Raw genomic sequence first — 25,766 nt, 5'->3', positions numbered from 1 at the left:
GCGAATGCGAGCGCCAGCGGATTCGCGAGGGCTACCTCGTGGAGTGCGAATTCATTCGGAACCCCGACGGCGGCCGCGGGGGCTGGGTTCGCAAGGACCGATCAGCCTCATCCGGGCAGCACCGGGACCGCGCTGGCGCCCAGGCCGGGCACCTCGCGCCAGTACGGCTCCCCGCCGTCCGGATTGGCCGCGAGCTCGAGCACCGCGCGCGAGTCGGCGACATATTGCGTCTCCGGCGATGCGGTGACCATGCGCAGCGTCGGGGTCAGGTTGCGGCTGGTCTCCGGCAACAGATCCGATCCGTCGATCGACACCGTGCTGACCGGGTCGACGTTCCCCTCACGGGCGAGGATGATCTTGTCGTCGGTGAGCCAGCTCAGCGAGATCACCCGGGTGCTGAGGCCCACGGCAATCGGCAGCGGCGAGGACAGCGCGAAGCGACCGTCGGGCCGCCGCTCGATCACCGCCATGTAGACCCGGCCGTCGGCGATCAGCGCTGCCCGCGTCGCGGTGTGCGAAATCCTGATCTCGGTGATCGGCAGCCGCAGCGAAACGCCGTTCGCACCGTCCAGCAATGCGGAGGTGTCGACCTCCTGAACCGAGACGGTGCCCGTGGCGAGGTCGTTGGCCACACGGATCACCCGCTCGCCGTCGACCACCGCCCAGGCGGCGGCGCCATCGGTCGTCCACGACGGCCTGCTGATGGTCGTTCCTTCGGCCACCGGGAATTGCGTACCGCCGTAGGTGCCGACCATCAGCGTGCGCGGCAGCTGCGGCGCAGGCCGCCCGGCGTCGGCGACCGCGGCGACGAACTGGCCGTCGGGGGTGAGAGCCGCCGACTGCAGATTGTTCACCGCGCCGAAGTACCCGGGCGCCGGGGCGATTCCTCCCGCGGCCACCTCGACGAGCGCGCCCTCGCGCAGGGCGTGCAGCCCCGCCTTGTAGCGCGCCTGCGCCGACGGGGTGAACTGCTGGACGTCGGCCACCGACCAGCCGTTCGCGGCGAACCGGTCGTCCAGCGGTTTGCCATCCGCGAGCAGCACGTACGGTCCGAGGATGTCCGCGGCGGAGAGGGTGAGCACCACCTGAGCGGCGAGCAGTTCCCGATCGCGCGGGCTCAACACCGAGGCGCCGGAGAAGTCGACGCGCACACCGCCGAGACCCAAGCCGACTTCGTCAGGATCGCCGTTGGCCTTGGTGATCGGGCCGCGCAACGTCACCGGCGCCGCGAGCAGGTTGCGCACCACCGGGGCCAGCGCGGGTTGGCTCCCCTCGACGAGCAGAGTCAGCAGCCGCTGGGGAAGCTGATCCTTGGGGATCGAAACCCACCGCAGATCGGGTACCACCGACGTGCCTGCCTGGTTCACGAAGTACAGCACGTTGCGCCGATACGACTTGCCGAAGGCGGACTTGTCGATGACGAGGCCGTCGGGCAGCTCGTCGATGCGCCACTCGCCGTCGATCTTGGTCATCTCGATCTTGTTCTCGAGGCTGTCGTCCACGGCTCGATAGGCCCCGTCCGCGCTGACCTCAGCGATCTTGCGCGCCCGGATGACGTACGTGGCTTGATCGATGGATCGAGATTCCCGCAGCGTGTCCGGCTTCTCGACGATCGCGGCGGCGGCAGCGTCGTCCCACTGTGCCGAAGCAGCCGGGGTCAAGTACTGCCGCGCCGCAAGGTGGCGGTCGGTCGGATCCGCGGTGGCCTGCAGAAAATCCTGCAGCAGCAGATCCGGATCACGGCCCTGGATGGGCGGCGGCGGACCTTCGGAGGTGGGCTCCCTGTTGAGCGTGCCGAGCGCCTGCGGGGCCGACGACTCCGGCAGGCTCGCGCATCCGCTGATCGCCAGCAGTGCCGCGACCAGCGTCGCGACCACCGCGGCGAGTCGAGAGGATCTCACAGCCGGCATTCTCATGACTGTACGTCTCCGCGTTCGGTGAGTACCTTGCCGGAACCGGAGCCGTCCGCATCGCCCGCGTTCGACCCCTTCTCTGCCTCGCTGACGCCGTTGCGCGCCACGGTCGACTCTCCCGTACCGTCCGTCGACCCGGCGCGTTCAGCGGGGCCGTCCGCAGCTTCCGCGCCCTCGGTCACGTTCGCCACCGGATCGTTCGCCACTGCGCCGCTGGCCGTCGTGCTCGACGACACCGTTCCGCTCGCCGCCGCGCCGATCGGCTCGCCGAACGCGCTCGGATCGGCGTGCGAGAAGGGAATCGTCGGCGAATCGTCGGCCTCGGGCGAACGCGGCGGTGTCCTGCGCAACGCGGGTTCCAGCGGCAGCGGGCTCGGGCCCATCTTGCGACCGCGCACCAGCGGCAGGGTCAAGCGGAAGCTGGCGCCGACGCCGACCTCGCCCCACGCGTCCAGCCTGCCCTCGTGCAGATTGGCGTCCTCGACACTGATCGACAGGCCGAGGCCGGTGCCGCCGGAACGGCGCATGCGCGACGGGTCCGACCGCCAGAAGCGATTGAAGACCAGCTTCTCCTCGCCGGGCCGCAGGCCGACGCCCTGGTCGCGCACCACGACGGCGACGGCGTTGGCCTCGGCGTCGCCGCGCATGCGGATCAGCACCGGCTTGCCCTCGCTGTGGTCGATGGCGTTCGCGAGCAGGTTGCGCAGCACCCGCTCCACGCGACGCGGATCGACCTCGGCGACCAGCGGGTCCTCCGGCAGGTCGATGACGACCTCGACGCCGGCGTCCTTGGCCAGATGGCGCACGGTCGAGATGGCGGCCCGCGCGCACATCCGCACGTCGAGGGATTCCACCTGGAGTTCGGCGACACCCGCGTCGTGGCGGCTGATCTCCAGCAGGTCGTTGAGCAGACCCTCGAACCGGTCCAGCTCGGTGACCAGCAGCTCGGCGCTACGCGCCAGCGCGGGATCCAGGTCCTCGCTGCTGCCGTGGATCAGGTCGGCGGCCATGCGCACGGTGGTGAGCGGCGTGCGCAGCTCGTGGCTCACATCCGAGGTGAAGCGCCGCTGCAGATTGCCGAACTCCTCGAGCTGGGTGATCTGGTTGGACAGGCTCTCGGCCATCTCGTTGAACGCCTGCGCCAGCCGCGCCATGTCGTCCTCGCCGCGCACCAGCATGCGCTCCTTGAGGCGACCGTCGGCGAAGCGGCTCGCGATCCGCGCCGCGGACCTGATCGGCAGCACCACCTGCCTGGTGACCAGCGCGGTGATCGCCGCGAGCAGGACCAGCAGCACCAGACCGCCGATCATCATGGTGCCGCGCATCAGCGCCAGGCTGCGCTCCTCGTTGGCCAACGGGAAGATCAGGTAGATCTCCAGGGTCGGCACCTCGGCGCTCGGGCTGCCGATGATCAGCGCCCGCCCCTGGTAGCCGTCCGGGTCCTCGACCGTGGCGAACTGGTAGCTGACCTGGTTGCGTTGCACGAACCGGCGCAGTTCCTCCGGCACCTCGGTGATCGGCCCGGTCGCGATCTGCCGCTGCGGTATGCCGCCGACGATGCTCAGCGCGGAGTCGAAACTGCCTGCGGCGCCGGTGGATTGGCCGGTGCCGCCGCGGTTGGAGAGGGCGTTGCGCGCGTCGGTGAGACGCTGCTCCTGGGTGCCCACGTCCTGCACGCCCACCAACTGGCTCTCCACCGTGTTGCGGGCGCGATCCATCTCCTCGACCGCGGCGTTGATCTTCGCGTCCAGCAGCCGGTCGGTGATCTGACTGGTCAGCACCACACCGAGGATCGTGATCACGATGAGCGAGAGCGTCAGCGTGGAGACGATGACGCGCAGCTGCAGCGACCGCCGCCAGACATGACCGAGCGCGGTGCCCGCCTCCTTGAACCAGGCGACCACCGGGGCGAGCGTGTGTTCCAGACGTGGCAACACTCCGCCCGGCGCGCCCGCGCGGTCACCCGCGGCAGGCGCATCGTCGCGCGGGCGCTGGGCACCCGCGGACTGGGCATCGCCTTCGGTCACGGCGGTCCGGCCTTGTAGCCCACGCCTCGGACGGTGAGCACGATCTCGGGATTCTCCGGATCCTTCTCGACCTTGGCGCGCAGCCGCTGCACGTGCACGTTCACCAGGCGGGTGTCGGCCGCGTGGCGGTAGCCCCATACCTGCTCGAGCAGCACCTCTCGGGTGAACACCTGGCGCGGCTTGCGGGCCAGCGCCACCAGCAGGTCGAACTCGAGCGGGGTCAGCGAGATCTGCTGACCGCCCCTGCTCACCTTGTGCGCGGGCACGTCGATGACGATGTCCGCGATCGACAGCAGCTCCGCGGGTTCTTCTTCGGTGCGACGCAGGCGGGCGCGCACCCGAGCGACCAACTCCTTCGGCTTGAACGGCTTGACGATGTAATCGTCGGCACCGGACTCCAGACCGAGCACGACGTCGACCGTGTCGGTCTTCGCCGTGAGCATGACGATCGGGACTCCGGAATCGGCCCGCAGCACACGGCACACATCGATGCCGTTCATGCCGGGCAGCATCAGGTCCAGCAACACCAAATCGGGACGGATCTCGCGAACCGCCGCCAGTGCCTGCGTACCGTCGCCGACCACATGCGGGTCGAACCCTTCCCCGCGCAGGACGATCGTGAGCATCTCAGCGAGTGCCATATCGTCGTCGACGACCAGAATCTTCGGCTTCATAATTACTATGTTGTCATCTCCCAGGCCAGGATCGGGCCGCCACGCCAACACTGGTGCGAACCCGCCGCACATCCAACCCTATCCGGCAACAATTTCTGCGATGCGCGCGGCCAGCGATGCCGGATCGTCACCGGATCGGTACGTCCACCACCGGCCGTGCCAGTTCCGTTCGGCCAGCTCACGGTACACCTCGAGGGTGCGGCGCTGGAGCTCGCCGTCGCGTTCGTATGCGTCGAGCGCGCGGGACTCGTCGAGTTCGCCGCGCAGGCGCGCACGTTCGGCGGCGACCTCCGTGGAGACGTCCAGCAACACCTGCACGTCCGGCTTCGGCAGACCGAACCGGCCGAACTCCAAATCGGCTGTCCAACGCGCGATCTCGCCCTCCGCCGACTGGTGCAGGCGGGCGGCGTTGTAGGCGGCGTTGGAGGCAACGTAGCGGTCGAGAATGAGGATGTCGTTGTCCGCCAAGAGCTTCGCCAGCTCCGCGCGCGCGTCGGCGCGATCCAGCGCGAACAGCAAGGCCATCGCGTACACGGAGTCGGCGAGGTCCCCGTGCGCGCCGCGCAGCGCCTCGGCGGCGAGATCGGCGTGCACCGATCGCCCGTAGCGCGGGAACGCCAGTGTGACCGCGCGCAGCCCGCGCTCGGCGAGCGCGGCGATCACGGCGTCGGTCAGCGTGCGCTTCCCGGCGCCGTCCAGACCTTCCACCGCGATCAGGGCACCCATGGCAGGTCACAGTACCGATCGCGGGCTGGGCCCCACCCACCGACACCGGTAGCGCGCACGCGCGGCTCACGCGCGCCGAGGACGACGGACTCGATCGCCGGTTCCGCCGCCGATCGCCCGAGCCCGAGGTGCGCGTCGGCGTAGTTGCGCGGCAAGGGCTTACACGGCGAGCGGCCCGGCAACCGCACGGGTTGCCGGGCCGCTCGGGACGAGCGAAGACTCAGTACCGGTAGTGGTCCGGTTTGTAGGGGCCTTCGACGTCGACGCCGATGTACTCGGCCTGGTCCTTGGTGAGCTTGGTCAGCGTGCCGCCGAGCGCCTCGACGTGGATGCGGGCGACCTTCTCGTCCAGGTGCTTGGGCAGGCGGTAGACCTCGTTGTCGTACTCGTCCGGCTTGGTCCACAGCTCGATCTGCGCGATCACCTGGTTGGAGAAGCTGTTCGACATCACGAACGACGGATGTCCGGTCGCGTTACCCAGATTCAGCAGACGACCCTCCGAGAGCACCAGGATCGACTTGCCGGTCGCACCGAAGGTCCACTGATCGACCTGCGGCTTGATGTTCAACTTCGTTGCGCCGGAACGCTCCAGCGCCGCCATGTCGATCTCGTTGTCGAAGTGGCCGATGTTGCCGAGGATGGCCTGGTCCTTCATCGCCTTCATGTGCTCGAGGGTGATGATGTCCTTGTTGCCGGTCGAGGTGATCACGATGTCCGCGTTGCCGATCGCCTGCTCGACGGTCACCACGTCGTAGCCGTCCATCAGCGCCTGCAGCGCGTTGATCGGGTCGATCTCGGTGACCTGCACCCGAGCGCCCTGTCCGGCAAGCGATTCCGCGCAGCCCTTGCCGACATCGCCGTAGCCGCAGATCAACACCTTCTTGCCGCCGATGAGCACATCGGTGCCGCGGTTGATGCCGTCGATGAGCGAGTGCCTGGTGCCGTACTTGTTGTCGAACTTCGACTTGGTCACCGAGTCGTTGACGTTGATCGCCGGGAAGACCAGCTCACCGGCGGCGGCGAACTGGTACAGGCGCAGCACGCCGGTGGTGGTCTCCTCGGTGACACCCTGCACGCTCTCGGCGATCGCGCTCCACTTGCCCTTGTCGGTCTCGAAGCGCTCGCGCAGCAGGTTCAGGAAGACCGTGTACTCCGCGGAGTGGTCCTCGTCGGCGGGCGGCACCACGCCTGCCTTCTCGAACTGCGCGCCGCGCAGCACCAGCATGGTGGCGTCGCCGCCGTCGTCGAGGATCATGTTGGCGGGCTCGCCCGGCCAGGTCAGCATCTGCTCGGCCGCCCACCAGTACTCCTCCAGGGTCTCGCCCTTCCAGGCGAAGACCGGGGTGCCCTTGGGCTCGTCGATCGTGCCGTGCGGGCCGACGACGACCGCGGCCGCGGCGTGGTCCTGGGTGGAGAAGATGTTGCAGGAGGCCCAGCGCACCTGCGCGCCGAGCGCGACCAGGGTCTCGATCAGCACCGCGGTCTGCACCGTCATGTGCAGCGAGCCGGAGATGCGCGCGCCCTTCAGCGGCAGCACGTCGGCGTACTCGCGGCGCAGCGCCATCAGACCCGGCATCTCGTGCTCGGCCAGACGGATCTCCTTGCGGCCGAACTCGGCCAGCGACAGGTCCGCCACCTTGTAGTCGATGCCGTTGCGGACATCGGGAGTCAGGGACGTGCGTGCGGGAAGTTCTGAGGTCGTCATGTGCCTCTCCATGGTCGGCTGTACCGATGCAAGGCTAGTCGCTGAGCGCATGGGAACACACCACGCGCCTGTCCCGGCCTCGCCCCGCCCGTGATCCCGCCCGTCTCAGGCGGTCGCCCGGTAGATCGCGAGGATCCGCGTGCGCTTGCGCGGCTGGATGTTCGCGCGGGTGATGTCGCCGTCGTAGTGGGCGAGCACCCGGTGGTCCATGATCGAGCGCCACAGCGGCGGGATGGCCGCGAAGACGATCATGCTGGCGTAGCCGGCGGGCAGCTGCGGGGCGTCCTCCGAGCTGCGCAGGGTCTGGTACCGGCGTCCCGGATTCGCGTGGTGATCGCTGTGCCGCTGCAGGTGGAAAAGGAAGATGTTGGTGACGAGCCGGTCGCTGTTCCAGCTGTCGCGCGGCGAGCAGCGGGCCCAGCTGCCGTTCGGCCTGCGCTCGCGCAGCAGGCCGTAGTGCTCGACATAGTTGACCGTCTCCAGCAGGCCCGCGCCGATCGCGGCCTGCAACAGCAGCCAGGGCAGCACCGCGAAGCCGAAGGCGGCGATCAGCGCGCCGAACAGCACCAGCGTCATCGCCCATGCCTGCAGCACGTTGTTGCGCACGGTCCACCAGGGCAGGCCCTTGCGCGCCAGCCGTTCCTTCTCCAGCACCAGGGCGGAACGGAAGCCGCCCGCGACGCTGCGCGGCAGGAACTCCCACAGCGACTCACCGAGCCGCGCGCTCGCCGGGTCGTCCGGTGTCGCGACGCGCACGTGGTGGCCGCGGTTGTGTTCGACGAAGAAGTGCCCGTACCCGGACTGTGCGAGCGCGATCTTGGCCAGCCAGCGCTCCATGTGCTCGACGCGGTGGCCGAGTTCGTGCGCGGCGTTGATGCCGATGCCGCTGACCAAGCCGAGAGTGGCGGCCAGGCCGAGCTTGTCGAGCACGCTGAGTTCGTCGCCCGCCCACATGTAGGCGGCGATGATCAAGCCGATCAGCTGGATCGGCAGGAACAGATAGGTGCACCACCGGTAGTAGCGATCGTTGGACAGCCGCTCGTAGTCCTCGTCGCGCGGATTGCTGCCGTCCTCGCCGACCACCCAGTCGAGGACCGGGATGATCACCAGCACGATGATCGGTCCGATCCACCAGAACACCGCGGCGCCCGTGTGCAACACGAGTTGTGAGGGCAGCAACGCGGAGGCCGGCGCGATCAGGCCCAGAACCCACAGATGGCGTTTGGGATCGGTCGATCCCGACGGTTTGCCAACCGATTGCACGTTTGCCCCGCTAATCAAAATTCTCAACTCCGATGCATGAGAATACTTACAGGCATGACCTCCGTTACACCGGAGTTCTCGATCCAAACGTGTCGACCGTTACAAGCGTGGCGGTCGGTTTTTCAGCGACTTCACATGTGATAGCAGTCACCGCACACCTCCCGCAAATCGGGGATGGGCCCCTAAGGATCCCCTAACCAGGACGGCCGGAGCCCCCATTTCCCGGGGTGCGATCCCCTATCGGAGCGAATTCGAGGCAGCCGTTCAGCCCACTTCGCGGGTGGCCAGGATCGCCTCGACGTAGGGACCGAGGAGTTGGGCGAGATCGGCGGGCGCATTGCGGCCCGGCGCGGGCGGTGTCGGGATGTAGCTGAGCGCGATGCGGACCAGCGCGCCCGCCAGCACCACCGACTCCTCCTCCGTGGCGTCCACCCAGCTGTGCTGGAACACCGAGGCGAGCCGCTCGGTGGCGTGTTCGACGAGCGGCGCGGCGTCCAGGGTGATCAGGCGCAGCAGATCCAGCTTCACCTCGCCCGCGAGCAGCGACTGCACCAGCGGATCGGCGGCCGCGTCCAGGAAGAAGCCGGACAGCGCCTCCCGGAACGCGGCGCGGACGTCGCCCTCGTTGCCCGCGATGGCGCTGCGGACGTGGTCGACCAGGTCGTCGGCCAGGCGCAGCGCGTAGGCCTGCGCCAACCCCGCGCGCGATCCGAACTCGTTGTAGAGCGTCTGCCTGCTCACCCCGGCCCTGCCAGCGACGTCGCCGAGCGTGATCTTGGACCAGTCCCGCTCGGTCAGCAGTTCGCGCATGGCGTCGAGGACGGAGGTGCGCAGGAGTTCCCGCGCCGCCTCCTGATACGGAACCCTCGGTCCAGTGCGCGGCATACCCGCGAGGTTGTCACGGGCGTCCGCCGCAGTCAAAATCTCACGACCGCTCGATCTCGACCATGAAGAAGTCGGCCTTGGCCGCGCCGCAGTCCGGACAAGTCCAGTAGTCGGGGATGTCGTCCCACCGGGTGCCAGGCGCGATGCCGTCCTCCGGCCACCCTTTGGCCTCGTCGTACTCGAAGCCACACTGGATGCACTGGTACAGCTTGTATTCGGTCACTTGGTCACCTCTGCAGGTTCGAAGTCGATCTTTTCGCGCACGCCGCAGTCCGGGCAACACCAGTCGTCGGGCACATCGGTCCACGGGGTGCCAGCCGGAAAGCCTTCGTGCGGAGCGCCTTTGGCCTCATCGAAGATGTAATCACAGACCGGGCAGCGATATCTCACGACTCGACCTCCGCCCCGTACCGCGCGAGCACCCGGTCCCGCTTGCCCGGGTGGATGTTGGCGCGCGTGATGTCGCCGCCGTAGTGCGCGAGCACCCGCTTGTCCATCACCTTGCGCCACAGCGGCGGGAAGTAGGCGAGCAGGACCATGCTCGCGTAACCGCTCGGCAAGTTCGGCGCGCCGTCCCAGCTGCGCAGTGTCTGGTAGCGGCGGGTCGGATACGCGTGATGATCGCTGTGCCGCTGCAAGTGGTACAGGAAGATGTTGGTGACGATGTGGTCGCTGTTCCAGCTGTGCACCGGCGCGGGCCGTTCGTAGCGACCGGTGGCGGTGCGCTGCCTGACCAGTCCGTAGTGCTCGAGGTAGTTGACCGCCTCCAGCAGGCTGAAGCCGATCACGGCCTGCAGCGCCAGGTACGGCAGCACGCCAAGACCGAACATCGCGACCAGCGCCGCGTACAGCGCCACCGACATCAGCCAGGCCGAGAGCACCTCGTTGCGCAGCGACCACGGCTTCTTGCCGAGCCGCTCCAGCCGCACCTTCTCCAGCCGCCACGAGGACTTCAGGCTGCCCCACACGGTGCGCGGCCAGAAGCCCCAGAACGTCTCGCCCACACGGGAACTCGCCGGGTCCTCCGGGGTGGCGACGCGGACGTGATGGCCGCGGTTGTGCTCGATGTAGAAGTGACCGTAGAACGACTGGGCCAGCGCGATGCGGGAGAGCCAGCGCTCCAGATCGACCTTCTTGTGACCGAGTTCGTGCGCGGTGTTGATACCGATGCCGCCGATGATGCCGACCGTGATGGCCAAGCCGATCTCGTCGACGACGTGCAATCCGCCGTCGATGCCGAGCCAGCTCAGGTCGTCGGCGCCGATCAGGTAGCAGGCCATGATCAGCGTGGTGTACTGGAACGGCAGGTACAGGTAGGTCAGGTACCGGTAGTACCTGTCGTTCTCCAGGTACTCCATCACCTCGTCGGGCGGGTTCTCACCGTCGGGCCCGAAGAAGACGTCGGCCAGCGGGATCACCAGGTAGATCAGGATCGGGCCGAGCCAGAACGGCACCTGCGCGAGGCGATGCCAGCCGAGCTCGTTGAATGCCCAGATCAGCGGAAGCGCGATCGTGAACAAGCCGGTCGGCGCGAACAGCCCCCAGAGCCAGAGATAACGCTTGCGATCCCGCCAGGCCGGAGCCTCGACCGGACGCTGCGGCGCGTCGGCATCAGTAGACATCGATGTCTCCCATCAGCGCGGCGCACACCGAGGTGTGACGCACAATACTTCTGATGTGGACACTAGAACGACAACTGTCTTGTGTCTATACAAAATTGGCGATTTGTAAAGATGTTATGACATAACGAAAGGGCGTCCGGCCGGAGCTGAGCACCAACCGGACGCCTATCGGTCAGAAACCACTTTTCGTGCGATGCCTCAGGCGTGAAAAGGCCTCAGTACAGCAGGACCTCGGCATCCTCCGGCAGCGCGTCCACCGGCCACCACCGCAGGTCCGTCGACTCCGCGCTGCGCACCGGGACCGCGCCCGCGGGCGCGGTGATACGGAACAGCAGATCCAGATGCCGGGTCGGGACGCCGAGCGAACAGGTGATCGGATGCGCCTGCGCACCGTAGAGGCCGGGCTCGATCCGGAGCCCCGGGATGCCCGATTCCTCGGTCGCCTCGCGGAGCGCGGCATCGGCGACCGTCTCGTCGCCCTCCTCGCAGTGCCCGCCGAGCTGAATCCAGCGCCCCACCTTCGGATGCAGGGTCAGCAGCACCTCGGCCGCGTCGTGCGAGAACACCACCGCCGAGGCGGTGATGTGCCCCGCGGCGTGCTCGCGCAGACAGCCACGTGGCGCCGAACCCAGAAACGCGAGCATGGCCTCGCGCAGCGACCGATCGTGATCAGCGGCGGGAGACCAGGCCTGGAGCAGCTCGGTGGCCGACGCGTGCAGCGAATCAGCGCTCATGCCTGCGCCTCGCTGACGCTCGGCTCCGGCATGCGCGAAGCGCGCTGACACACGATTCGCTCACTCCGTTCGCTCATAGTTCGACCAGGCCCGCCCCGGGACCGGCCACTTGGCGCGGGGTCGGCTCTTCCAGCGGATGACCGATGGCGATGGCGCCCAACGGGTTCCAGTCCGCCTCCAGGCCGAGCACATCCCTGGTGATCTCCGGAGCGAAGATGGTCGAGCCGATCCAGCAGCTGCCGATCCCCTCGGTGGCCAGCGCGACGAGCAGGCCCTGTACCGCCGCACCCACCGCCACGGTGAACATGGTCCGTTCGGCGGCGCGTCGGCGCTCGTCCGGATAGTCGTGCGCGCCGTCGGGCACACAGAACGGGATGATCACCTCGGGCGCGTCGAACAGGATCCGGCCACGCGCCACCCGCCGCTCCACCCGCTCGGGGTCGAGACCGTCGGCCGTGAGGTCGGCCCGCCACTTGTCGGCCATCGCCGCGAGCAGCTGGTCCCGCAGGCCCCGCTTGCGCACCCAGACGAACCGGACCGGCCGGGTGTGGTGCGGCGCGGGCGCGGTCAGCGCGACGGCGACGGCCGCGCGGATTCGCTCCGGATCGACCGGGGTGTCGGCGAATCGGCGCACCGAACGACGCAGCGGCACGGCCTCACGCCGACCGAGCTCGATGGCTTCCGCGGTGCCGAGCCAGAACAGGTCGTCGGTGCCGCGGCGCAGCAGATCCGTTGCGCCGGAACCGTCGTCGACGACCGGCAGCCCGCGCACCACCGCGACAGGGACGCCGCCGAGCTTGCCCTTCACCAGATCCGCCGCTGCGGCCAGTTCGTCGGCGACGGCCACCTGGGTGACGTGCAGCTCGTTGCCCTGCCCGTCCACCGAACCCGCGTAGTCGTGCAGCACCCGGAGCCCCGCCGCGCCGATCGCGGCGTCGGTCTGGCCGTTGCGCCAGGCCCGGCCCATGGTGTCGGTGATGACGACGGCGACGGTCACACCGAGCCGTTCGGCCAGCGCGGACCGCAGCGCCTTGGCGCTGCCGTCGGGATCGGCGGGCAGCAGCACCAGTTCACCCTGCTCGACATTGGAGCCGTCCACGCCGGAGGCGGCCTGGACGATGCCCAGCTTGTTCTCGGTGATCAATGTGCGGCCTTTGCGGGCCAGCACCCGCACGGCCTCCTGGTCGACCAGCGCCCGGCGCGCGGTGTCGCGCTCCTCGGGATCCAGTGGCGCGGCGACGATGCGCCCCTCGGCCTTGGCGATGATCTTGCTCGTCACCACGAGAATGTCGCCGTCCGCCAGCCAGGGCGCGCGGGCGGCGATGCTCTCGGCGACGTCGTCGCCGGGACGGAATTCCGGCAGGCCGGTGATGGGCAGGATGCTCAACTCGCCCGCGGCGTGGTCGATCGAGGTCACGGCTTCACTCCCGCGAGATCCAGTGCCTCGCGCACGATTTCGGCGGTCGTCGGCGGGTCGGTCATGAGCAGCGGCACACTGCGCACCTCGACGCCGGGGACGTCGGCGGTGTCGGTGGTGTGGATCAGCCAGCCGTCGAGGATGCCGGTGGCCGAGCGCGCCCCGTAGTAGCGGCCGACCGCCTCGGCCGTGGTCTCCACGCCGATCACCGAGAGGCACTCGTCGGCCATGCCGCGCAACGGCTTTCCGTCGATGACACCGGACACGCCGATCACCTTCGCCTCGGTCGTGCGCAGCGCGCCGCGGATGCCGGGCACCGCGAGGATGGCGCCGATGCTCACCACCGGGTTGGAGGGGGCCAGCAGCACCGCGTCGGCGGACGCTATGATATCGGTCACATTTGGGGCCGGTTTGGCTTCATCCGCACCGATTGTGGCGAATCCATGGGTGTCGATGTCTGCGCGGTATCGAACCCACCACTCTTGGAAATGGATCGCGCGGCGTTCGCCAGGGTTCTCGGGGTCACTGACAACCACATGTGTTTCACACCGATCGTCGGTTGCCGGGATGAGTTTCACGCCCGGTTGCCACCTGTTGCAGAGCGCTTCGGTGACAGCGGAGAGCGGATACCCGGCACGCAACATTTCGGTTCGAATCAAGTGCGTGGCGATATCGCGATCCCCCAAGCCGAACCAGTCCGGCTGCGCGTGATATTTCGCGAGCTCTTCCTTGGCGTGCCAGGTCTCGCCGACCCGGCCCCAGCCGCGTTCGGTGTCGATCCCCCCGCCGAGGGTGTACATGCAGGTATCGAGGTCGGGGCAGATCCGGAGGCCGTGCATCCAGACGTCGTCGCCGACGTTCACGATCGCGGAAACATCGGCTTCCGGCAGCAGTTCCCGCACGCCCTGCAGGAAGCGCGCGCCGCCGACTCCGCCGACAAGGACGGCGATCTTGGGTCCCTTCGCGGGCGCGATGTCCGCTTGTTGTCCAGTCACATCCGCACAGCCTATGCGCTGCCGAAGAGAGCGGTGCCGGGGCGTTATTTGCTATTCATTTGCTATGCCGTACACCAAGATCAGCACGGAAACCCGTCGCGGATAGTAACGGAATAGCGACGACGGCTTGACCATCGACGCGTTCGGCGTGTCTAATCACAGTCGTGTCATTCCGGGTTCGCGCGAGAGTGCAAGGCGCGGACAACTTTTCGAACAGGCGTTCGAGCCGGGGTGGCGAGCTCGGGGATGTCCGCGGGACTACGTCGCGGGGTACGGCCGTCGGTGTGCGTGTTGGTCCGACGGAAAGAATCATTCTGCGCTAACACACAGTGAGGAGGCGGAGCGATGGCCAACGATATGGTCTCGCAACCCGATTCCACAGCAGGCGCAGCACGTGGCGTCTGCGCAGACATCGGCCGGAGCGAGCAAGACGGCGGTGACGCGGTGTCGACACCCCGGCTCAGCCTGGTCGTGACGGGCTTCGACGAGATGTTCGAATCCATCGAAGAGCAGTGGCAAGAGCGTGCCCTGTGCGCGCAGACCGATCCGGAGGCGTTCTTCCCCGAGAAGGGCGGCTCGACCCGCGAGGCGAAACGGATCTGCATGGGCTGCGAGGTGCGCGACGAGTGCCTGGAGTACGCACTCGCACACGATGAGCGCTTCGGCATCTGGGGCGGTCTCTCCGAGCGGGAGCGCCGGCGCCTCAAGCGCGGTATCGGCTGACATGTAGGCGGCGCACCGACCTCGATGCGCGAGGTCGGTGCGAGTTCACCTAGATTTTGAGTATGTCCCGTTCACGCCATCGACGCCCGCCCACTGCCAGGTCGGTGATCCGCCGCGGCCGCGGGGTGCGCGGGCCGATGCTGCCGCCGACGGTGCCCGCGTGGCGCACCAGAGGCCAGCAGTTCGACCGGCTCGTGCTGGAGGCGTTCGCCCCGCTCGACAGCCGCTGGCACGACCGGCTCACCAAACTCGACATCGCGGTCGACGACGTACCGAAAATCCGTCCGCTGCACCCCGATTCGGTCACCTGGCCGGACGAGGTGGTGGCCGACGGACCGGTCCCGCTCTCCCGGCTGATCCCCGCGGGCGTCGACCGGCACGGGCAGGCGACCCGCGCGCGGGTCGTCCTGTTCCGCAAACCGCTCGAACTCCGCGCGAGCGATCCGGACGATCTCGTCGATCTGCTCCGCGAGGTGCTCGTGCAGCAGATCGCCACCTACCTCGGCGTCGATCCCGACGTGATCGACCCCGAGGAGGAGGAAGAAGAGTAGGCGATCCGCCCGGCAGACGCAGCCGGGCGACGTCCGCCCGAAGTCCACGCACGGCCGGGGTACGCACAGCGGACGGGTCGGACGCAGTCCGCCCCAAGTCCACGCACGGCCGGACCGAAGGCGGAGGAGGTACGCGAAGAGCGCACGGCCGGAGCGAAGGCGAAGGTACGCACATGTGAGCCGTGACTCTTAGCGCGTGTCTATCCACATCCGGAGGCCAGGGGGGTTACTCTCATCGACGTGATCCCCATGCGTCGTTGCTGCCGACCCGGCTGCAAGAATCCGGCCGTCGCGACGCTCACGTATGTCTACTCCGACTCCACCGCGGTGGTGGGTCCGCTCGCGACGGTGGCCGAGCCCCACTCGTGGGACCTCTGTGAAACGCATGGATCCCGGATCACCGCGCCGAAGGGGTGGGAGCTGGTCCGCCACGAAGGCGGCTTCTCCACCACGCCGGACGACGACGACCTCACCGCACTGGCCGAAGCCGTCCGCGAGGCCGGTCTGCGGCGGCGTCCCCCCGAGCCCGATCAGCGCGGCTACCGCGAGTACGCGCCCGCGCCGCAGCGCACCACCCGCACCGGCAGGCGCGGGCACCTGCGCGTGCTACCCGATCCGCCGAACTGAACCGGTCGACGCGAAACACGACCCGGCGCTGCCGAGTCGATCGCAACGCCGAGCCTCACCCGACGACCGTCCGGAGACGTCGCACCCGCAGCAGGCATCGGTGACGGACGCCAGGCCACGTTTCCTTCTCCCTTCACGCTCGCCCCACCTGCTCACCGCGGGACCGGACGCTCACCCGCGACCGCGCGCACCTCGGCCGCGCCGCCGCACGCGGGCGGCGAAACCGATTGCCCACGGCGCGGATCCGACCGCGATCGTCCACCTCGCACACCGCGCCGTACCTGCCGCATGCGCGGAAATCGGGCCCGAGGGTAGGGAGCGGTCCCGCGGCCGCGCCGGGGCACACTAGGGTAGGGGCCATGACAGTCGCCCGCTCTGCCGAATTCGTGAACGCGGTGATCAAGGCCTACGACGTTCGCGGTGTGGTCGGTGAACAGATCGACGCGCAATTCGTCAGGGACGTGGGCGCTTCCTTCGCGCGGCTGATGCGCGGCGAGGGCGCGAGCCGCGTGGTCATCGGTCACGACATGCGCGAGTCCTCCCCCGAGCTCGCCGCGGCCTTCGCCGACGGCGTGCAGGCGCAGGGCCTCGACGTGACGCACATCGGCTTGGCCTCCACCGATCAGCTGTACTTCGCCTCCGGCCACCTCGGCTGTCCCGGCGCCATGTTCACCGCGAGCCACAACCCCGCCCGCTACAACGGCATCAAGCTGTGCCGCGCCAACGCGCTGCCGGTCGGCCAGGACACCGGACTCACCGCCATCAAGGACGAACTCGTCACCGGCGTGCCGGAATTCGACGGGCCGCGCGGCAGCGCCACCGAGGTGGACCTGCTCGCCGACTACGCGAAGTTCCTGCGCGGGCTGGTCGACCTGGAGAGCATCCGCCCGCTCACGATCGCCGTGGACGCGGGCAACGGCATGGGCGGCCACACGGTGCCCGAGGTGCTCGGCACGCTGTCCTCGGTGACCATCGTCCCGCTCTACTTCGAGCTGGACGGCTCGTTCCCCAACCACGAGGCCAACCCGCTGGACCCGAAGAACCTGGTCGATCTGCAGCAGCTGGTCCGCAGTTGCGGCGCCGACATCGGACTGGCCTTCGACGGCGACGCCGACCGCTGCTTCGTGGTGGACGAGAACGGCGAGCCGGTCTCCCCCTCGGCCATCACCGCACTGGTCGCCGAGCGCGAACTCGCCAAGGAGCCGGGCGCGACGATCATTCACAACCTGATCACCTCGCGGGCGGTGCCCGAGCTGGTGCACGAGCTCGGCGGCACCCCGGTGCGCACCAGGGTCGGCCACTCGTTCATCAAGCAGCAGATGGCCGCGACCGGCGCGGTGTTCGGCGGTGAGCACTCGGCGCACTACTACTTCCGCGATTTCTGGGGCGCCGACTCCGGCATGCTCGCGGCGCTGCACGTGCTGGCCGCGCTCGGCGAGAAGGACCGGCCGATCTCCGAGCTGATGTCGTCGTACGAGACGTATGCCGCCTCGGGCGAGATCAATTCGACGGTGGCCGACGCCAAGGAACGGACGCTGGCGGTGGTCGAGGCGTTCGAGGATCGCGCCAAGTCGGTGGACCGGCTCGACGGGGTGACGGTTCAGCTGGCCGACAACGCCTGGTTCAACCTGCGTGCCTCGAACACCGAGCCGTTGCTGCGGCTGAACGTCGAGGCCCGATCGCCGGAGGAAGTAGACGCACTCGTAACCGAGATTCTGAGCATCGTCCGGTCCTGACTGGGATAGTGGAGATACGACGGAATGGAATCACACGCTCAGGATTCGACCGGGGAAGCAGACGATTCTGCTCGACGCGAGATCCCGAGCATCGTCCACTCCCGACTGGAATAGTGGAAGCACAGTGGACGATCCGGACGCAGCGCGATGAGGGGAGGTGGGACGCCCGATGATCGCTGGAACACCGGTGCTCGACCTCGACGATGCCGCTTCGCTCGAGGCGGCAGATAGCGGCGGCGCCCTGCGCTCCGCCGCCTCGGGTGGCGCCCAGGTGCGCGCCACCGCGGCGGCCATCGCCGAACACGCGCTGGCCCGTCTCGCCGACCTACGCCCGCGCAGCGTGGTGCTGGTCTCCGGTTCCGGTCGCGCCGCCCGCGCCGCGGGTCTGCTCGTCGCCGCGCTCGGCGACCGCGCAGGCCTGCCCGTGGTGCTCGCGTCCGCACTGCCGCCCTGGGTCGGTCCGCTGGACGTGGTGCTCGTCGCGGGCGACGACGCCGGCGATCCTCGCCTGATCGAAGCGGTGGACCGCGCACTGCGCCGCGGCGCCGAGGTGGTCGTCGCCGCACCGCACGAGGGACCGCTGCGCGCCGCGGCCGCGGGCCGGGCCGCGCTGCTCGAGCCGCGTGTTCCGGTGCTCGACCACAACCGCCTGCTGCGCTTCCTCGCGGCCGGGATCGCCGTGCTGCGCATCGTCGACCCCACGCGCGCCGGTACGGCCGTGCCCGACCTGACCGAGCTGGCCGACGTGCTCGACGCCGAGGCGCTGCGCGACGGCCCGCACAACGAGGTCTTCCACAATCCGGCCAAGACGCTGGCCGCGCGCATGCAGCAGCGCGGCATCGTGCTGGCGGGCGACTCCCCCGCCGCGGCGGAACTCGCCGAGCACGGCGCCGAGGTGCTGCTCCAGGCCGCGGGCCGGGTGGCCACCGCGGCCGATCTCGCCGAGGCGGTGGCCGCCAATCCGCGCATGGTCGAGGCGGCGGGCGAATCCGCGCCCGGCTTCGATCCGCTCTTCCACGACGAGGAGTTCGACGGTCCCGCGCCGGTCGAGCGGATCCGGGTGTTCGTGCTGAGCGCCGATTCCGACCAAGCCGCCGCGCGGCGCCGGGTCGCGGTGTTCGGCGGCGGCGGTTCCGGTCTCGTCGACGCGGATCTGGTGAGCGCCGACGTCGACCTGCTGCAGAACAGCATGACCGATCCGGCCGCTCCGGCATCCGCGCGGACCGAGGCGTCCGGCGCGTCCGGGCGCGGCACCGAACTCGAACAGCTCGCGGTGCTCGCACTGCGCCTGGAGATGGCCGCGGCCTACCTACGGCTGATCGGCTCGCGCGGCGCGGCCGCCGAGACCCCCGGCGGCTTCGGCGGCGAACAGTACGACGGGGGACGCTACTAGTGCACGAACTCGTTGGTGCACTGCGTTCCTACGCATGGGGTTCGCGCACCGCGCTCGCTAGGCTGTGCGGCCGACCGGTCCCCTCGGCACACCCGGAGGCCGAACTCTGGTTCGGCGCGCATCCCGCCGATCCCGCGCACGTCAAGACGGCGATCGGCACGACGTCGCTGCTGGAGTTCGTCGCGGCGAATCCGCATCGCGAACTGGGCTCCGCCGCGCCGGAATTCGGCGGCAAACTGCCGTTCCTGCTGAAGATCCTGGCGGCCGAGGAGCCGCTGTCGCTACAGGCGCACCCGTCGGCGACGCAGGCGCGCGCCGGGTTCGAGCGGGAGAATCGCGCGCGGGTGCCGCTGGACTCGCCGATGCGCAACTACCGCGACGAGAACCACAAGCCGGAACTGGTGGTGGCGCTGGATCGCTTCGAGGCGCTGGCCGGGTTCCGCGAGCCGCACCGCACCGTCGAGCTGTTCCGCGCGCTCGAGGTGCCCCAACTCGTGTCCTACACGGAGATGCTTGCCTCCCAACCCGATTCGGCGGGTCTGCGCACGCTGTTCACCACCTGGATCACGCTGCCTCAGCCGGTGCTCGCCACGCTGCTGCCCGCGGTGCTGGACGGCTGCGTGCGCTATCTGTCCGGAAAGGGCAAGCGCGCCTTCACCCTCGAGGCGCGCACGGCGCTCGAACTCGCGGAGGCCTACCCCGGCGACGCGGGTGTGCTCGCCGCGCTGCTGCTGAACCGGGTGACGCTGGAGCCGGGCCAGGGACTGTTCCTCGACGCCGGGAACCTGCACGCCTACCTGCGCGGGCTCGGCGTGGAGATCATGGCCAACTCCGACAACGTGCTGCGCGGCGGGCTCACGCCCAAGCACGTCGACGTGCCGGAACTGTTGCGGGTGCTGGATTTCGAGCCGATCGACCTGCCCGTCGTGCTGCCGGAACCGGCGGGCGACGGCTCGGTGCGGTATCGCACGCCCGCGCCCGAATTCGCGCTGCGCCGCTTCGATCTCACCGAAGGCTCCGGACAGGTGCCGCTCACCTCGGCGGGGCCCGGCATCGTGCTGTGCACGGCGGGTACGGTGCGGCTGCTCCAGGACGGCACCGAGCTGCTGGTCGGGCGCGGCGCGGCGGCCTGGATCTCGGCCGCCGACAGCGATGTTCGCGCCCAAGCGGTGGACGGACCCGCCCAGGTGTTCTGTGCCTGCCTCGGCGCGGGCAACTGAGCGACGCGGCAGGCGCTCGGCCGAAGATCGGCGAACACGCTAAGTTAGCCGGGATCGGCGAAACGAGAGAGGACCTTCACGACATGTCTGCTGGCGGTGGCAAGAAGGCGATTCTGGCCGCGTTGACGGCGAACGCCGGGATCGCGGTGGCGAAGTTCGTCGGCGCGGCGATCACCGGTTCGGCCTCGATGCTGGCCGAGGCGGTGCACTCGGTGGCCGACACCTCCAACCAGGGCCTGCTGCTGTTCGGCCAGCGTCGCGCCGAACAGGAGGCCGACGAACTGCATCCGTTCGGATACGGGCGCAACCGCTATTTCTACTCGTTCATCGTGGCGCTCGTGCTCTTCACGCTCGGCTCGGTCTACGCCATCTACGAGGGCATCCACAAGATCCAGCATCCCGAGGAGCTGAGCTCGCCGATCGTCGCGATCGTCATCCTGCTGATCGCCATCGGCCTGGAGACCTTCAGCTTCGTCACCGCCATGCGCGAGTCCCGCCCGCTCAAGGGCGGCGCCAGCTGGTGGCGGTTCATCCGCAACTCGCGCAGCCCCGAACTGCCCGTGGTGCTGCTGGAGGACACCGGCGCGCTGGTCGGTCTGGTCCTCGCCTTCCTGGGCGTCGGCCTCACCATGCTCACCGACAACGCGATCTGGGACGGCATCGGCACGCTGTGCATCGGCGCGCTGCTCGGTGTCATCGCGATCATCCTGATCATCGAGATGCAGAGTCTGCTGATCGGCGAGGGCGCGACGCCCGAGGAGGACAGGGCGATTCGAGAGAGCCTGGTCGACGGCGAGCGCATCGACCGCGTCATCCACCTCAAGACCCAGTACCTCGGTCCGGAGGAGATTCTGGTGGCGGCCAAGGTGGCGATCACGCCGGGGCTGGACATCGCGACCATCGCCGCGGCCATCGACGCCGCCGAGGCGCGGGTGCGCAGGGCCGTGCCCGCCGCACGCATCATCTACGTGGAGCCCGACCTGTACCGCACACAACCGGTGTCGTAATCGTTCTTCCGTGAGCACCGTTGCCCACAGTGCGTGAGCACCATTGGGCACGGGGCGGCGGTCAGCGGTGTTGCGGCTGACGCTCGCGCAGCAGATCGAGCGGGTCGGTGCGGATGTCGAATTCGTGGCGCAGCACGTGGCGGGCGGCGTGCACGCCGTTCATACCGTGCACGCCGGGGCCGGGCGGGGTGGCCGAGGAACACAGGTAGACGCCGGGCAGCGGGGTGGCGTACGGGTTCCAGCGCGGGGCGGGGCGAAACGCGGTCTGGCGCAAGGTCATCGCGCCCGCCGAGATGTCGCCGCCCACGTAGTTGGCGTTGTGCGCGGGCATTTCCGCGGCGGTGCACACGTTCGTGGCGAGGATCAGATCGCGGAAGCCGGGCGCGAAGCGCTCCACCTGGGCGATGACCGCGTCGCTGATGTCGCGATCGGAGCCGTTCGGCACATGGGCGTAGGTGTAGAAGGTCTGCGCGTCACCGGGCGCGCGGCTGGGATCGACCACGCCCGGCTGAATGGCGAGCACATACGGACGCTCGGCGTGCCGGCCCGCGGCGACCGCGCCTTCGGCGGCCATCGCCTCGGCGCGGCTGCCGATCAGATGCAGGGTGCCCGCGCGCTCGCATCCCTCGGCCCGCCACGGCACCGGACCGGAGAGCGCGAAATCGACCTTGCACGCCGCGCCGCCGTAGCGGAATCGCCGCAGCCGCTTGGCATATCGGGTGGGCAGCCGGTCGGCGGCCAGGCGAAGCAGACCCTCCGGCGCGAGATCGAGCAGGACGGCGCGCGCACCGGCGAACTCGTCCAGCGAGTCCACCCGGTGGCCGACGTGCACCCGGCCGCCGAGCTCTTCGAGTCGGTCGACGAGCGCGTCCGGGATGGCCTGGCTGCCGCCGCGCGGAACGACCCAGCCGCCCGCATGACCGAGCGTGGCAAGCAGCAGCCCTGCGCCTGCCGCGGGCAGGGCGCGCGGCGAGGTGATCGCGTGGGTCGCCACGCCCGTCAGCAGTGCGGGCGCGATGTCCTCGTGGAACCGCGCGTTCCACAGCGGCGAGCCCTGTTCGACGAGCCGCAGACCGAAGCGCACCGCGGTGGGCAGATCGTGGGGCAGGCGACGCAGGTCGGCCATGGTCAGGTCGACCACGCTCCGCCAGTTCCCGACCAGCGGTTCGAACAGCCGCCGCCAGGCGTCGCCGTCGCGGCCCAGGTCCGCGACGGTGCGATCGAGATCCCGCCAAGCCAGACCGGCCCGGCCGCCGTCGAGCGGATGCGCGTAGGACACCTCGGGGGCGAGTAGGTCGACCCCGTGGGCGCCGAGGTCGAAGGCGCGAAAGAACGGCGAAGCCAAGGCCATCGGGTGCGCGCCGGAGCACACGTCGTGGTGGAACCCGGGAAGCGTCAGCTCCGCGGTACGCGCGCCCCCGCCCGCTGTGGTCTCGGCCTCGTACACCTCGACGGACAGTCCCGCAGAGGCGAGGACCACCGCCGCGGCCAAGCCGTTGGGTCCCGAGCCGACCACCACCACATCAGCCATGGCCCCACGCTACCTGCGCTCGACGGCCCCCACGCCGGCCAGCCATTCGTCGACCAGGATCCGCAGTCGCGCCTCCCGCAACTGCGGCAGCAGCCTGCCGCCGCGGCCGAGGGTGGCCATGCCGTGGATCGAACTCCAGGCCACTTCGGTGCGCGCCCCGAGATCGGGTTCGCCGACGAACGGGCGGAACAGGCGTTCCAGCTCGCCCCAGCCGTCGCGCAGCGCCTGTGGCGCCTCCGGTCCGAAGGCCAGGTCGGTCTTCATCAGGAACATCGCGTCGTAGAGGGCGGGATTGGCGTCCGCGAAGTCGAGGTACGCCCTGGCCACGGATTCCAGCGCCGCGGCCGGGGTCTCGGCGCCGGCGTGCGCCGCGCGCAAGGCGTCGGCGAGTTCGGCGAAGCCCTGTTCGGCGACCGCCGTGACAATCGCGGTCTTGCCCGCGAAGTGGCTGTAGAGCACGGGCTGGCTGTACTCGATGCGGTCGGCCAGCCTGCGCACCGTCACCGATTCCCAGCCTTGGGACTCGGCGAGTTCGCGTGCGGTGTCGATGATGCGCCGATGGCGTTCGGCCCGTTCGCGTTCCTTGCGAGTCTGGGTGCTCATGCCAAAATTCTAGCACCGCTAGACAATCTATCGAGGCTCGTCTACCGTTGCTCTCAGATCTAGCGACGCTAGAATTCAGAGCACCACCGAGGAGCACCCCGTGACCATCTCCCGCATCGCCACCGTCCTGTCCCTGATCGGCGCGGCGTTCATCCTCTACGTCGGCCTCAGCTACGTGATCGCGCCCGACAGCGTCGCCCCCGGCTTCGGCCTGCCCGCCTGGCCGGACGGCGAGGCCGCGGCCTTCATGAACCTCAAGGGCGTGCGCGACATCGCGTCCGGTCTGGTCATCCTGGCCCTGCTCGCCGCGAAGCAGCGGTATGCGCTCGGCATCGCCACCGTGGTGATCGCGCTGATTCCGTTCGGCGACATGCTCACCGTGCTGCGCTGGGACGGCTCGGCGGGCGCGGCCTTCGGTATCCACGGACTCACCGCCGCGCTCGTGGCGCTCACCGGCGCGCTGCTGATCCGGGAACGGGCGGTCACGAAGGACGATCGCGTCGCCGCCGCGGTGTGATCCGCGACATAGACCCGGTTCCCGCGATGAGTTGCGCGACCCAGCGCCGTCCATTTCTCTGAAGACACCGCGAGCACAGGAGAACGAACCATGGCGACCAAGCCGCACGGCCCCGCGTCCTACTTCCCCACCATCGAGACCAAGTACGGCCGCGGCATCGACGAATGGTTCACCCTGCTGCGCGACTGCGGTCTGGAGGGGCACAAGCCGCAGGTCGAGTGGCTGAAGACCGAGCACGGGATGGGCCACGGCCACGCCACCGCGCTCGTCCAGTACCACCTCAACCCCGGCAAGTGGGCGGTCTGAACCACACCGGAACGAGCACCGGCGCGGAAACGAACGAAGGGCCCGCGGGATATGCGGGCCCTTCGTCGATCGCCAAGGCGGCACCGGCCCGCGGAGGCAGTGGGTGGTGCGATGCCGCCCGCGGCCCCGACGTTGGCCGGGGACGTCGGGTGTCAGGCCGAGACCAGGTTCTGCTCAGCCGGTTCCGCGGCCTCCGGCGCGGCGTGCTCGTCGATCATGGTGCGTTCGTCGAAGGGCAGCTTGCGGTCGAGCACCAGCCGGACCTGGTCCACGTCGATGGTCTTGGTCCAGGTGCCGATCAGCACGGTCGCGACCGCGTTGCCGGAGAAGTTCGTCAGCGCGCGGGCCTCGGACATGAAGCGGTCGATGCCGACGATCAGGCCGACGCCGTCGAGCAGCTCCGGACGGTGGCTCTGCAGACCGCCTGCGAGGGTCGCGAGGCCCGCGCCGGTGACGCCCGCCGCGCCCTTGGAGGCGACGATCATGAACAGCAGCAGGCCCAGCTGTTCGGGCAGGCTGAGCGGCTTGCCCATCGCGTCGGCGATGAAGATCGAGGCCATGGTCAGGTAGATGGCGGTGCCGTCCAGGTTGAACGAGTATCCGGTCGGCACGACGACGCCGACCGTGGTGCGCTCGACGCCGAGGTGCTCCATCTTCGCGATCAACCGCGGCAGCGCCGATTCCGAGGACGACGTGCCGACGATGAGCAGGTACTCCCGCGCCAGGTACCGGACCAGCTTCAGGATCGACACACCGGACACCACGCGCACCAGCACTCCGAGCACGCCGAAGACGAACACCAGGCAGGTCAGGTAGAAGGCGATCATCAGGGTGGCGAGCTGCACCACCGCGTCGAGGCCGGTCTTGCCGACCACGTTCGCGATCGCGCCGAACGCGCCGATCGGGGCCAGCCACAGGATCATCGACAGGACACGGAACACCAGCTTCTGCGCCAGCGTCACCGCGCGCAGGATCGGCTCACCCGCGCTGCCCATGGCCTGCACCGCGAAGCCGACGAGCAGCGCGACGAACAGCGCCTGCAGCACGCTGCCCTCGGTGAGCGAGGAAACCAGCGTGGTCGGGATGATGTTGTTGATGAAATCCCAGGTGCCGCCCGCGCTGTGCGCCTGGTCGGCGTACTTCGCGCCCGCGCCCGCGGTCTTGGCGATGTTCATCCCACTGCCCGGCTCGAGCAGGTTGCCGACGACAAGGCCGATGCCGAGCGCGACCGTCGACATGATCAGGAAGTAGCCGAGCGCCATCCCGCCGACCTTGCCGACGGTGGCCGCGGCGCGCACCGAACCGATACCGAGCACGATGGTGCAGAAGATGACCGGCGCGATCATCATCTTGATCAGATCGACGAACATGGTGCCGAGCGGGGCCAGCGAGACGCCGACGTCAGGCGCGAGCCAGCCGACCAGGATGCCTGCGCCGACAGCGGCGATGACCGCCAGATACAGCCAGTGGGTGCGGTCGCGCCGCGACGCGCGGGGTGTGTCGCTCATGGCGAATCATGTCCTCCGAGTGGTACCGGAATGCGGGCCTTACCGGCCGCGTGTGCAAAATGATGACGACGCGCGTGACGCGG

Annotated in this window: 25 protein-coding genes; 9 read left to right on the top strand and 16 right to left on the bottom strand. The window is 69.1% G+C overall.

The window, feature by feature from the left end; all coding sequences use genetic code 11:
• Positions 1-107: 107 nt before the first annotated feature.
• The 13 genes from lpqB to cofD form a co-directional block, all read right to left on the bottom strand.
• Positions 108-1,910: an MtrAB system accessory lipoprotein LpqB gene (gene lpqB / locus AC3ERS_RS15140; RefSeq protein ID WP_431967805.1), complete on the bottom strand. Its 1,803-nt coding sequence runs from the start codon at positions 1,908-1,910 to the stop codon at positions 108-110.
• Between the two features lie 2 nt (positions 1,911-1,912).
• On the bottom strand, positions 1,913-3,838 hold the full coding sequence (gene mtrB / locus AC3ERS_RS15135) for an MtrAB system histidine kinase MtrB (protein WP_431967987.1): 1,926 nt from the start codon (positions 3,836-3,838) through the stop codon (positions 1,913-1,915).
• 98 nt (positions 3,839-3,936) lie between these two features.
• Entirely contained in the window at positions 3,937-4,614 is a 678-nt protein-coding gene (mtrA, locus tag AC3ERS_RS15130; RefSeq protein ID WP_040781845.1) for an MtrAB system response regulator MtrA, read from the bottom strand.
• 78 nt (positions 4,615-4,692) lie between these two features.
• Positions 4,693-5,340 carry a dTMP kinase gene (locus tag AC3ERS_RS15125; protein ID WP_431967803.1) on the bottom strand — a complete coding sequence of 216 codons (648 nt, stop codon included), beginning with the start codon at positions 5,338-5,340 and terminating at the stop codon, positions 4,693-4,695.
• Between the two features lie 220 nt (positions 5,341-5,560).
• Complete coding sequence (gene ahcY, locus AC3ERS_RS15120) at positions 5,561-7,045, bottom strand: adenosylhomocysteinase (protein WP_431967801.1); 1,485 nt, start codon at positions 7,043-7,045, stop codon at positions 5,561-5,563.
• Between the two features lie 105 nt (positions 7,046-7,150).
• The gene (locus tag AC3ERS_RS15115; RefSeq protein ID WP_431967799.1) at positions 7,151-8,308 is read right to left on the bottom strand and encodes an alkane 1-monooxygenase; all 1,158 of its coding nucleotides are present in this window, start codon (positions 8,306-8,308) and stop codon (positions 7,151-7,153) included.
• A gap of 264 nt (positions 8,309-8,572) precedes the next feature.
• Positions 8,573-9,193: a TetR/AcrR family transcriptional regulator gene (locus AC3ERS_RS15110; protein ID WP_431967797.1), complete on the bottom strand. Its 621-nt coding sequence runs from the start codon at positions 9,191-9,193 to the stop codon at positions 8,573-8,575.
• A 40-nt stretch (positions 9,194-9,233) separates the two neighbouring features.
• Positions 9,234-9,416 (bottom strand): rubredoxin, encoded by a 183-nt coding sequence (locus AC3ERS_RS15105; protein ID WP_431967795.1) that lies wholly within the window; start codon positions 9,414-9,416, stop codon positions 9,234-9,236.
• Positions 9,413-9,583 carry a rubredoxin gene (locus tag AC3ERS_RS15100; RefSeq protein ID WP_431967793.1) on the bottom strand — a complete coding sequence of 57 codons (171 nt, stop codon included), beginning with the start codon at positions 9,581-9,583 and terminating at the stop codon, positions 9,413-9,415. Before AC3ERS_RS15100 ends, AC3ERS_RS15105 begins: the two co-directional genes overlap by 4 nt.
• Positions 9,580-10,815: an alkane 1-monooxygenase gene (locus tag AC3ERS_RS15095; protein ID WP_431967791.1), complete on the bottom strand. Its 1,236-nt coding sequence runs from the start codon at positions 10,813-10,815 to the stop codon at positions 9,580-9,582. The genes AC3ERS_RS15100 and AC3ERS_RS15095 overlap by 4 nt, the downstream gene beginning before the upstream one ends.
• A gap of 215 nt (positions 10,816-11,030) precedes the next feature.
• Complete coding sequence (locus AC3ERS_RS15090) at positions 11,031-11,549, bottom strand: NUDIX hydrolase (protein ID WP_431967789.1); 519 nt, start codon at positions 11,547-11,549, stop codon at positions 11,031-11,033.
• 73 nt (positions 11,550-11,622) lie between these two features.
• The gene (locus AC3ERS_RS15085; RefSeq protein ID WP_431967787.1) at positions 11,623-12,966 is read right to left on the bottom strand and encodes a coenzyme F420-0:L-glutamate ligase; all 1,344 of its coding nucleotides are present in this window, start codon (positions 12,964-12,966) and stop codon (positions 11,623-11,625) included.
• Positions 12,963-13,961 carry a 2-phospho-L-lactate transferase gene (gene cofD / locus AC3ERS_RS15080; RefSeq protein ID WP_431967785.1) on the bottom strand — a complete coding sequence of 333 codons (999 nt, stop codon included), beginning with the start codon at positions 13,959-13,961 and terminating at the stop codon, positions 12,963-12,965. The genes AC3ERS_RS15085 and cofD overlap by 4 nt, the downstream gene beginning before the upstream one ends.
• Before the next feature lie 489 nt (positions 13,962-14,450).
• Here cofD and AC3ERS_RS15075 point away from each other — a divergent pair, with 489 nt between their 5' ends.
• The 7 genes from AC3ERS_RS15075 (at position 14,451) to AC3ERS_RS15045 (ending at position 21,218) form a co-directional block, all read left to right on the top strand.
• Positions 14,451-14,684, top strand: a complete 234-nt coding sequence (locus tag AC3ERS_RS15075; RefSeq protein ID WP_029901515.1) for a WhiB family transcriptional regulator — start codon at positions 14,451-14,453, stop codon at positions 14,682-14,684.
• Positions 14,685-14,746: 62 nt separating this feature from the next.
• Positions 14,747-15,235, top strand: a complete 489-nt coding sequence (locus AC3ERS_RS15070) for a metallopeptidase family protein (RefSeq protein ID WP_431967783.1) — start codon at positions 14,747-14,749, stop codon at positions 15,233-15,235.
• Between the two features lie 249 nt (positions 15,236-15,484).
• Positions 15,485-15,862, top strand: a complete 378-nt coding sequence (locus AC3ERS_RS15065; RefSeq protein ID WP_431967985.1) for a DUF3499 domain-containing protein — start codon at positions 15,485-15,487, stop codon at positions 15,860-15,862.
• 359 nt (positions 15,863-16,221) lie between these two features.
• Entirely contained in the window at positions 16,222-17,598 is a 1,377-nt protein-coding gene (locus tag AC3ERS_RS15060) for a phosphomannomutase/phosphoglucomutase (protein ID WP_431967781.1), read from the top strand.
• 169 nt (positions 17,599-17,767) lie between these two features.
• Positions 17,768-18,991, top strand: coding sequence for a tobH protein (locus tag AC3ERS_RS15055; protein ID WP_431967779.1), 1,224 nt, complete (start codon positions 17,768-17,770; stop codon positions 18,989-18,991).
• Positions 18,991-20,211: a mannose-6-phosphate isomerase, class I gene (gene manA / locus AC3ERS_RS15050; protein ID WP_431967777.1), complete on the top strand. Its 1,221-nt coding sequence runs from the start codon at positions 18,991-18,993 to the stop codon at positions 20,209-20,211. Before AC3ERS_RS15055 ends, manA begins: the two co-directional genes overlap by 1 nt.
• 83 nt (positions 20,212-20,294) lie before the next feature.
• Positions 20,295-21,218, top strand: a complete 924-nt coding sequence (locus tag AC3ERS_RS15045; RefSeq protein WP_431967775.1) for a cation diffusion facilitator family transporter — start codon at positions 20,295-20,297, stop codon at positions 21,216-21,218.
• A gap of 61 nt (positions 21,219-21,279) precedes the next feature.
• On the opposite strand, the gene AC3ERS_RS15040 is transcribed toward AC3ERS_RS15045, so the two are convergent.
• Both AC3ERS_RS15040 and AC3ERS_RS15035 read right to left on the bottom strand, forming a co-directional pair.
• Positions 21,280-22,749, bottom strand: a complete 1,470-nt coding sequence (locus AC3ERS_RS15040) for a phytoene desaturase family protein (protein ID WP_431967773.1) — start codon at positions 22,747-22,749, stop codon at positions 21,280-21,282.
• Positions 22,750-22,758: 9 nt separating this feature from the next.
• Entirely contained in the window at positions 22,759-23,352 is a 594-nt protein-coding gene (locus tag AC3ERS_RS15035) for a TetR/AcrR family transcriptional regulator (RefSeq protein WP_431967771.1), read from the bottom strand.
• A gap of 100 nt (positions 23,353-23,452) precedes the next feature.
• Here AC3ERS_RS15035 and AC3ERS_RS15030 point away from each other — a divergent pair, with 100 nt between their 5' ends.
• On the top strand, positions 23,453-23,869 hold the full coding sequence (locus AC3ERS_RS15030; protein ID WP_431967769.1) for a DUF4267 domain-containing protein: 417 nt from the start codon (positions 23,453-23,455) through the stop codon (positions 23,867-23,869).
• Between the two features lie 90 nt (positions 23,870-23,959).
• Positions 23,960-24,175 carry a DUF4287 domain-containing protein gene (locus tag AC3ERS_RS15025; protein ID WP_431967767.1) on the top strand — a complete coding sequence of 72 codons (216 nt, stop codon included), beginning with the start codon at positions 23,960-23,962 and terminating at the stop codon, positions 24,173-24,175.
• 152 nt (positions 24,176-24,327) lie between these two features.
• Here AC3ERS_RS15025 and AC3ERS_RS15020 read toward each other — a convergent pair whose 3' ends face one another.
• Positions 24,328-25,683, bottom strand: a complete 1,356-nt coding sequence (locus AC3ERS_RS15020; protein WP_431967765.1) for a cation:dicarboxylate symporter family transporter — start codon at positions 25,681-25,683, stop codon at positions 24,328-24,330.
• Between the last annotated feature and the right edge of the window lie 83 nt (positions 25,684-25,766).

Source organism: Nocardia sp. bgisy134 (assembly GCF_057708325.1).
This window is presented reverse-complemented; position numbering and strand designations above follow the sequence as displayed.

Coding starts and splice junctions, on each gene's coding strand:
- AC3ERS_RS15125 (WP_431967803.1), bottom strand. CDS start 5,340: ATGGGTGCCCTGATCGCGGTGGAAGGTCTGGACGGCGCCGGGAAGCGC.
- AC3ERS_RS15055 (WP_431967779.1), top strand. CDS start 17,768: ATGATCGCTGGAACACCGGTGCTCGACCTCGACGATGCCGCTTCGCTC.
- AC3ERS_RS15040 (WP_431967773.1), bottom strand. CDS start 22,749: ATGGCTGATGTGGTGGTGGTCGGCTCGGGACCCAACGGCTTGGCCGCG.
- AC3ERS_RS15060 (WP_431967781.1), top strand. CDS start 16,222: ATGACAGTCGCCCGCTCTGCCGAATTCGTGAACGCGGTGATCAAGGCC.
- AC3ERS_RS15045 (WP_431967775.1), top strand. CDS start 20,295: ATGTCTGCTGGCGGTGGCAAGAAGGCGATTCTGGCCGCGTTGACGGCG.
- lpqB (WP_431967805.1), bottom strand. CDS start 1,910: ATGCCGGCTGTGAGATCCTCTCGACTCGCCGCGGTGGTCGCGACGCTG.
- AC3ERS_RS15035 (WP_431967771.1), bottom strand. CDS start 23,352: ATGAGCACCCAGACTCGCAAGGAACGCGAACGGGCCGAACGCCATCGG.
- AC3ERS_RS15110 (WP_431967797.1), bottom strand. CDS start 9,193: ATGCCGCGCACTGGACCGAGGGTTCCGTATCAGGAGGCGGCGCGGGAA.
- AC3ERS_RS15075 (WP_029901515.1), top strand. CDS start 14,451: ATGTTCGAATCCATCGAAGAGCAGTGGCAAGAGCGTGCCCTGTGCGCG.
- AC3ERS_RS15065 (WP_431967985.1), top strand. CDS start 15,485: ATGCGTCGTTGCTGCCGACCCGGCTGCAAGAATCCGGCCGTCGCGACG.
- AC3ERS_RS15020 (WP_431967765.1), bottom strand. CDS start 25,683: ATGAGCGACACACCCCGCGCGTCGCGGCGCGACCGCACCCACTGGCTG.
- AC3ERS_RS15025 (WP_431967767.1), top strand. CDS start 23,960: ATGGCGACCAAGCCGCACGGCCCCGCGTCCTACTTCCCCACCATCGAG.
- AC3ERS_RS15070 (WP_431967783.1), top strand. CDS start 14,747: ATGTCCCGTTCACGCCATCGACGCCCGCCCACTGCCAGGTCGGTGATC.
- mtrA (WP_040781845.1), bottom strand. CDS start 4,614: ATGAAGCCGAAGATTCTGGTCGTCGACGACGATATGGCACTCGCTGAG.
- ahcY (WP_431967801.1), bottom strand. CDS start 7,045: ATGACGACCTCAGAACTTCCCGCACGCACGTCCCTGACTCCCGATGTC.
- AC3ERS_RS15090 (WP_431967789.1), bottom strand. CDS start 11,549: ATGAGCGCTGATTCGCTGCACGCGTCGGCCACCGAGCTGCTCCAGGCC.
- AC3ERS_RS15095 (WP_431967791.1), bottom strand. CDS start 10,815: ATGTCTACTGATGCCGACGCGCCGCAGCGTCCGGTCGAGGCTCCGGCC.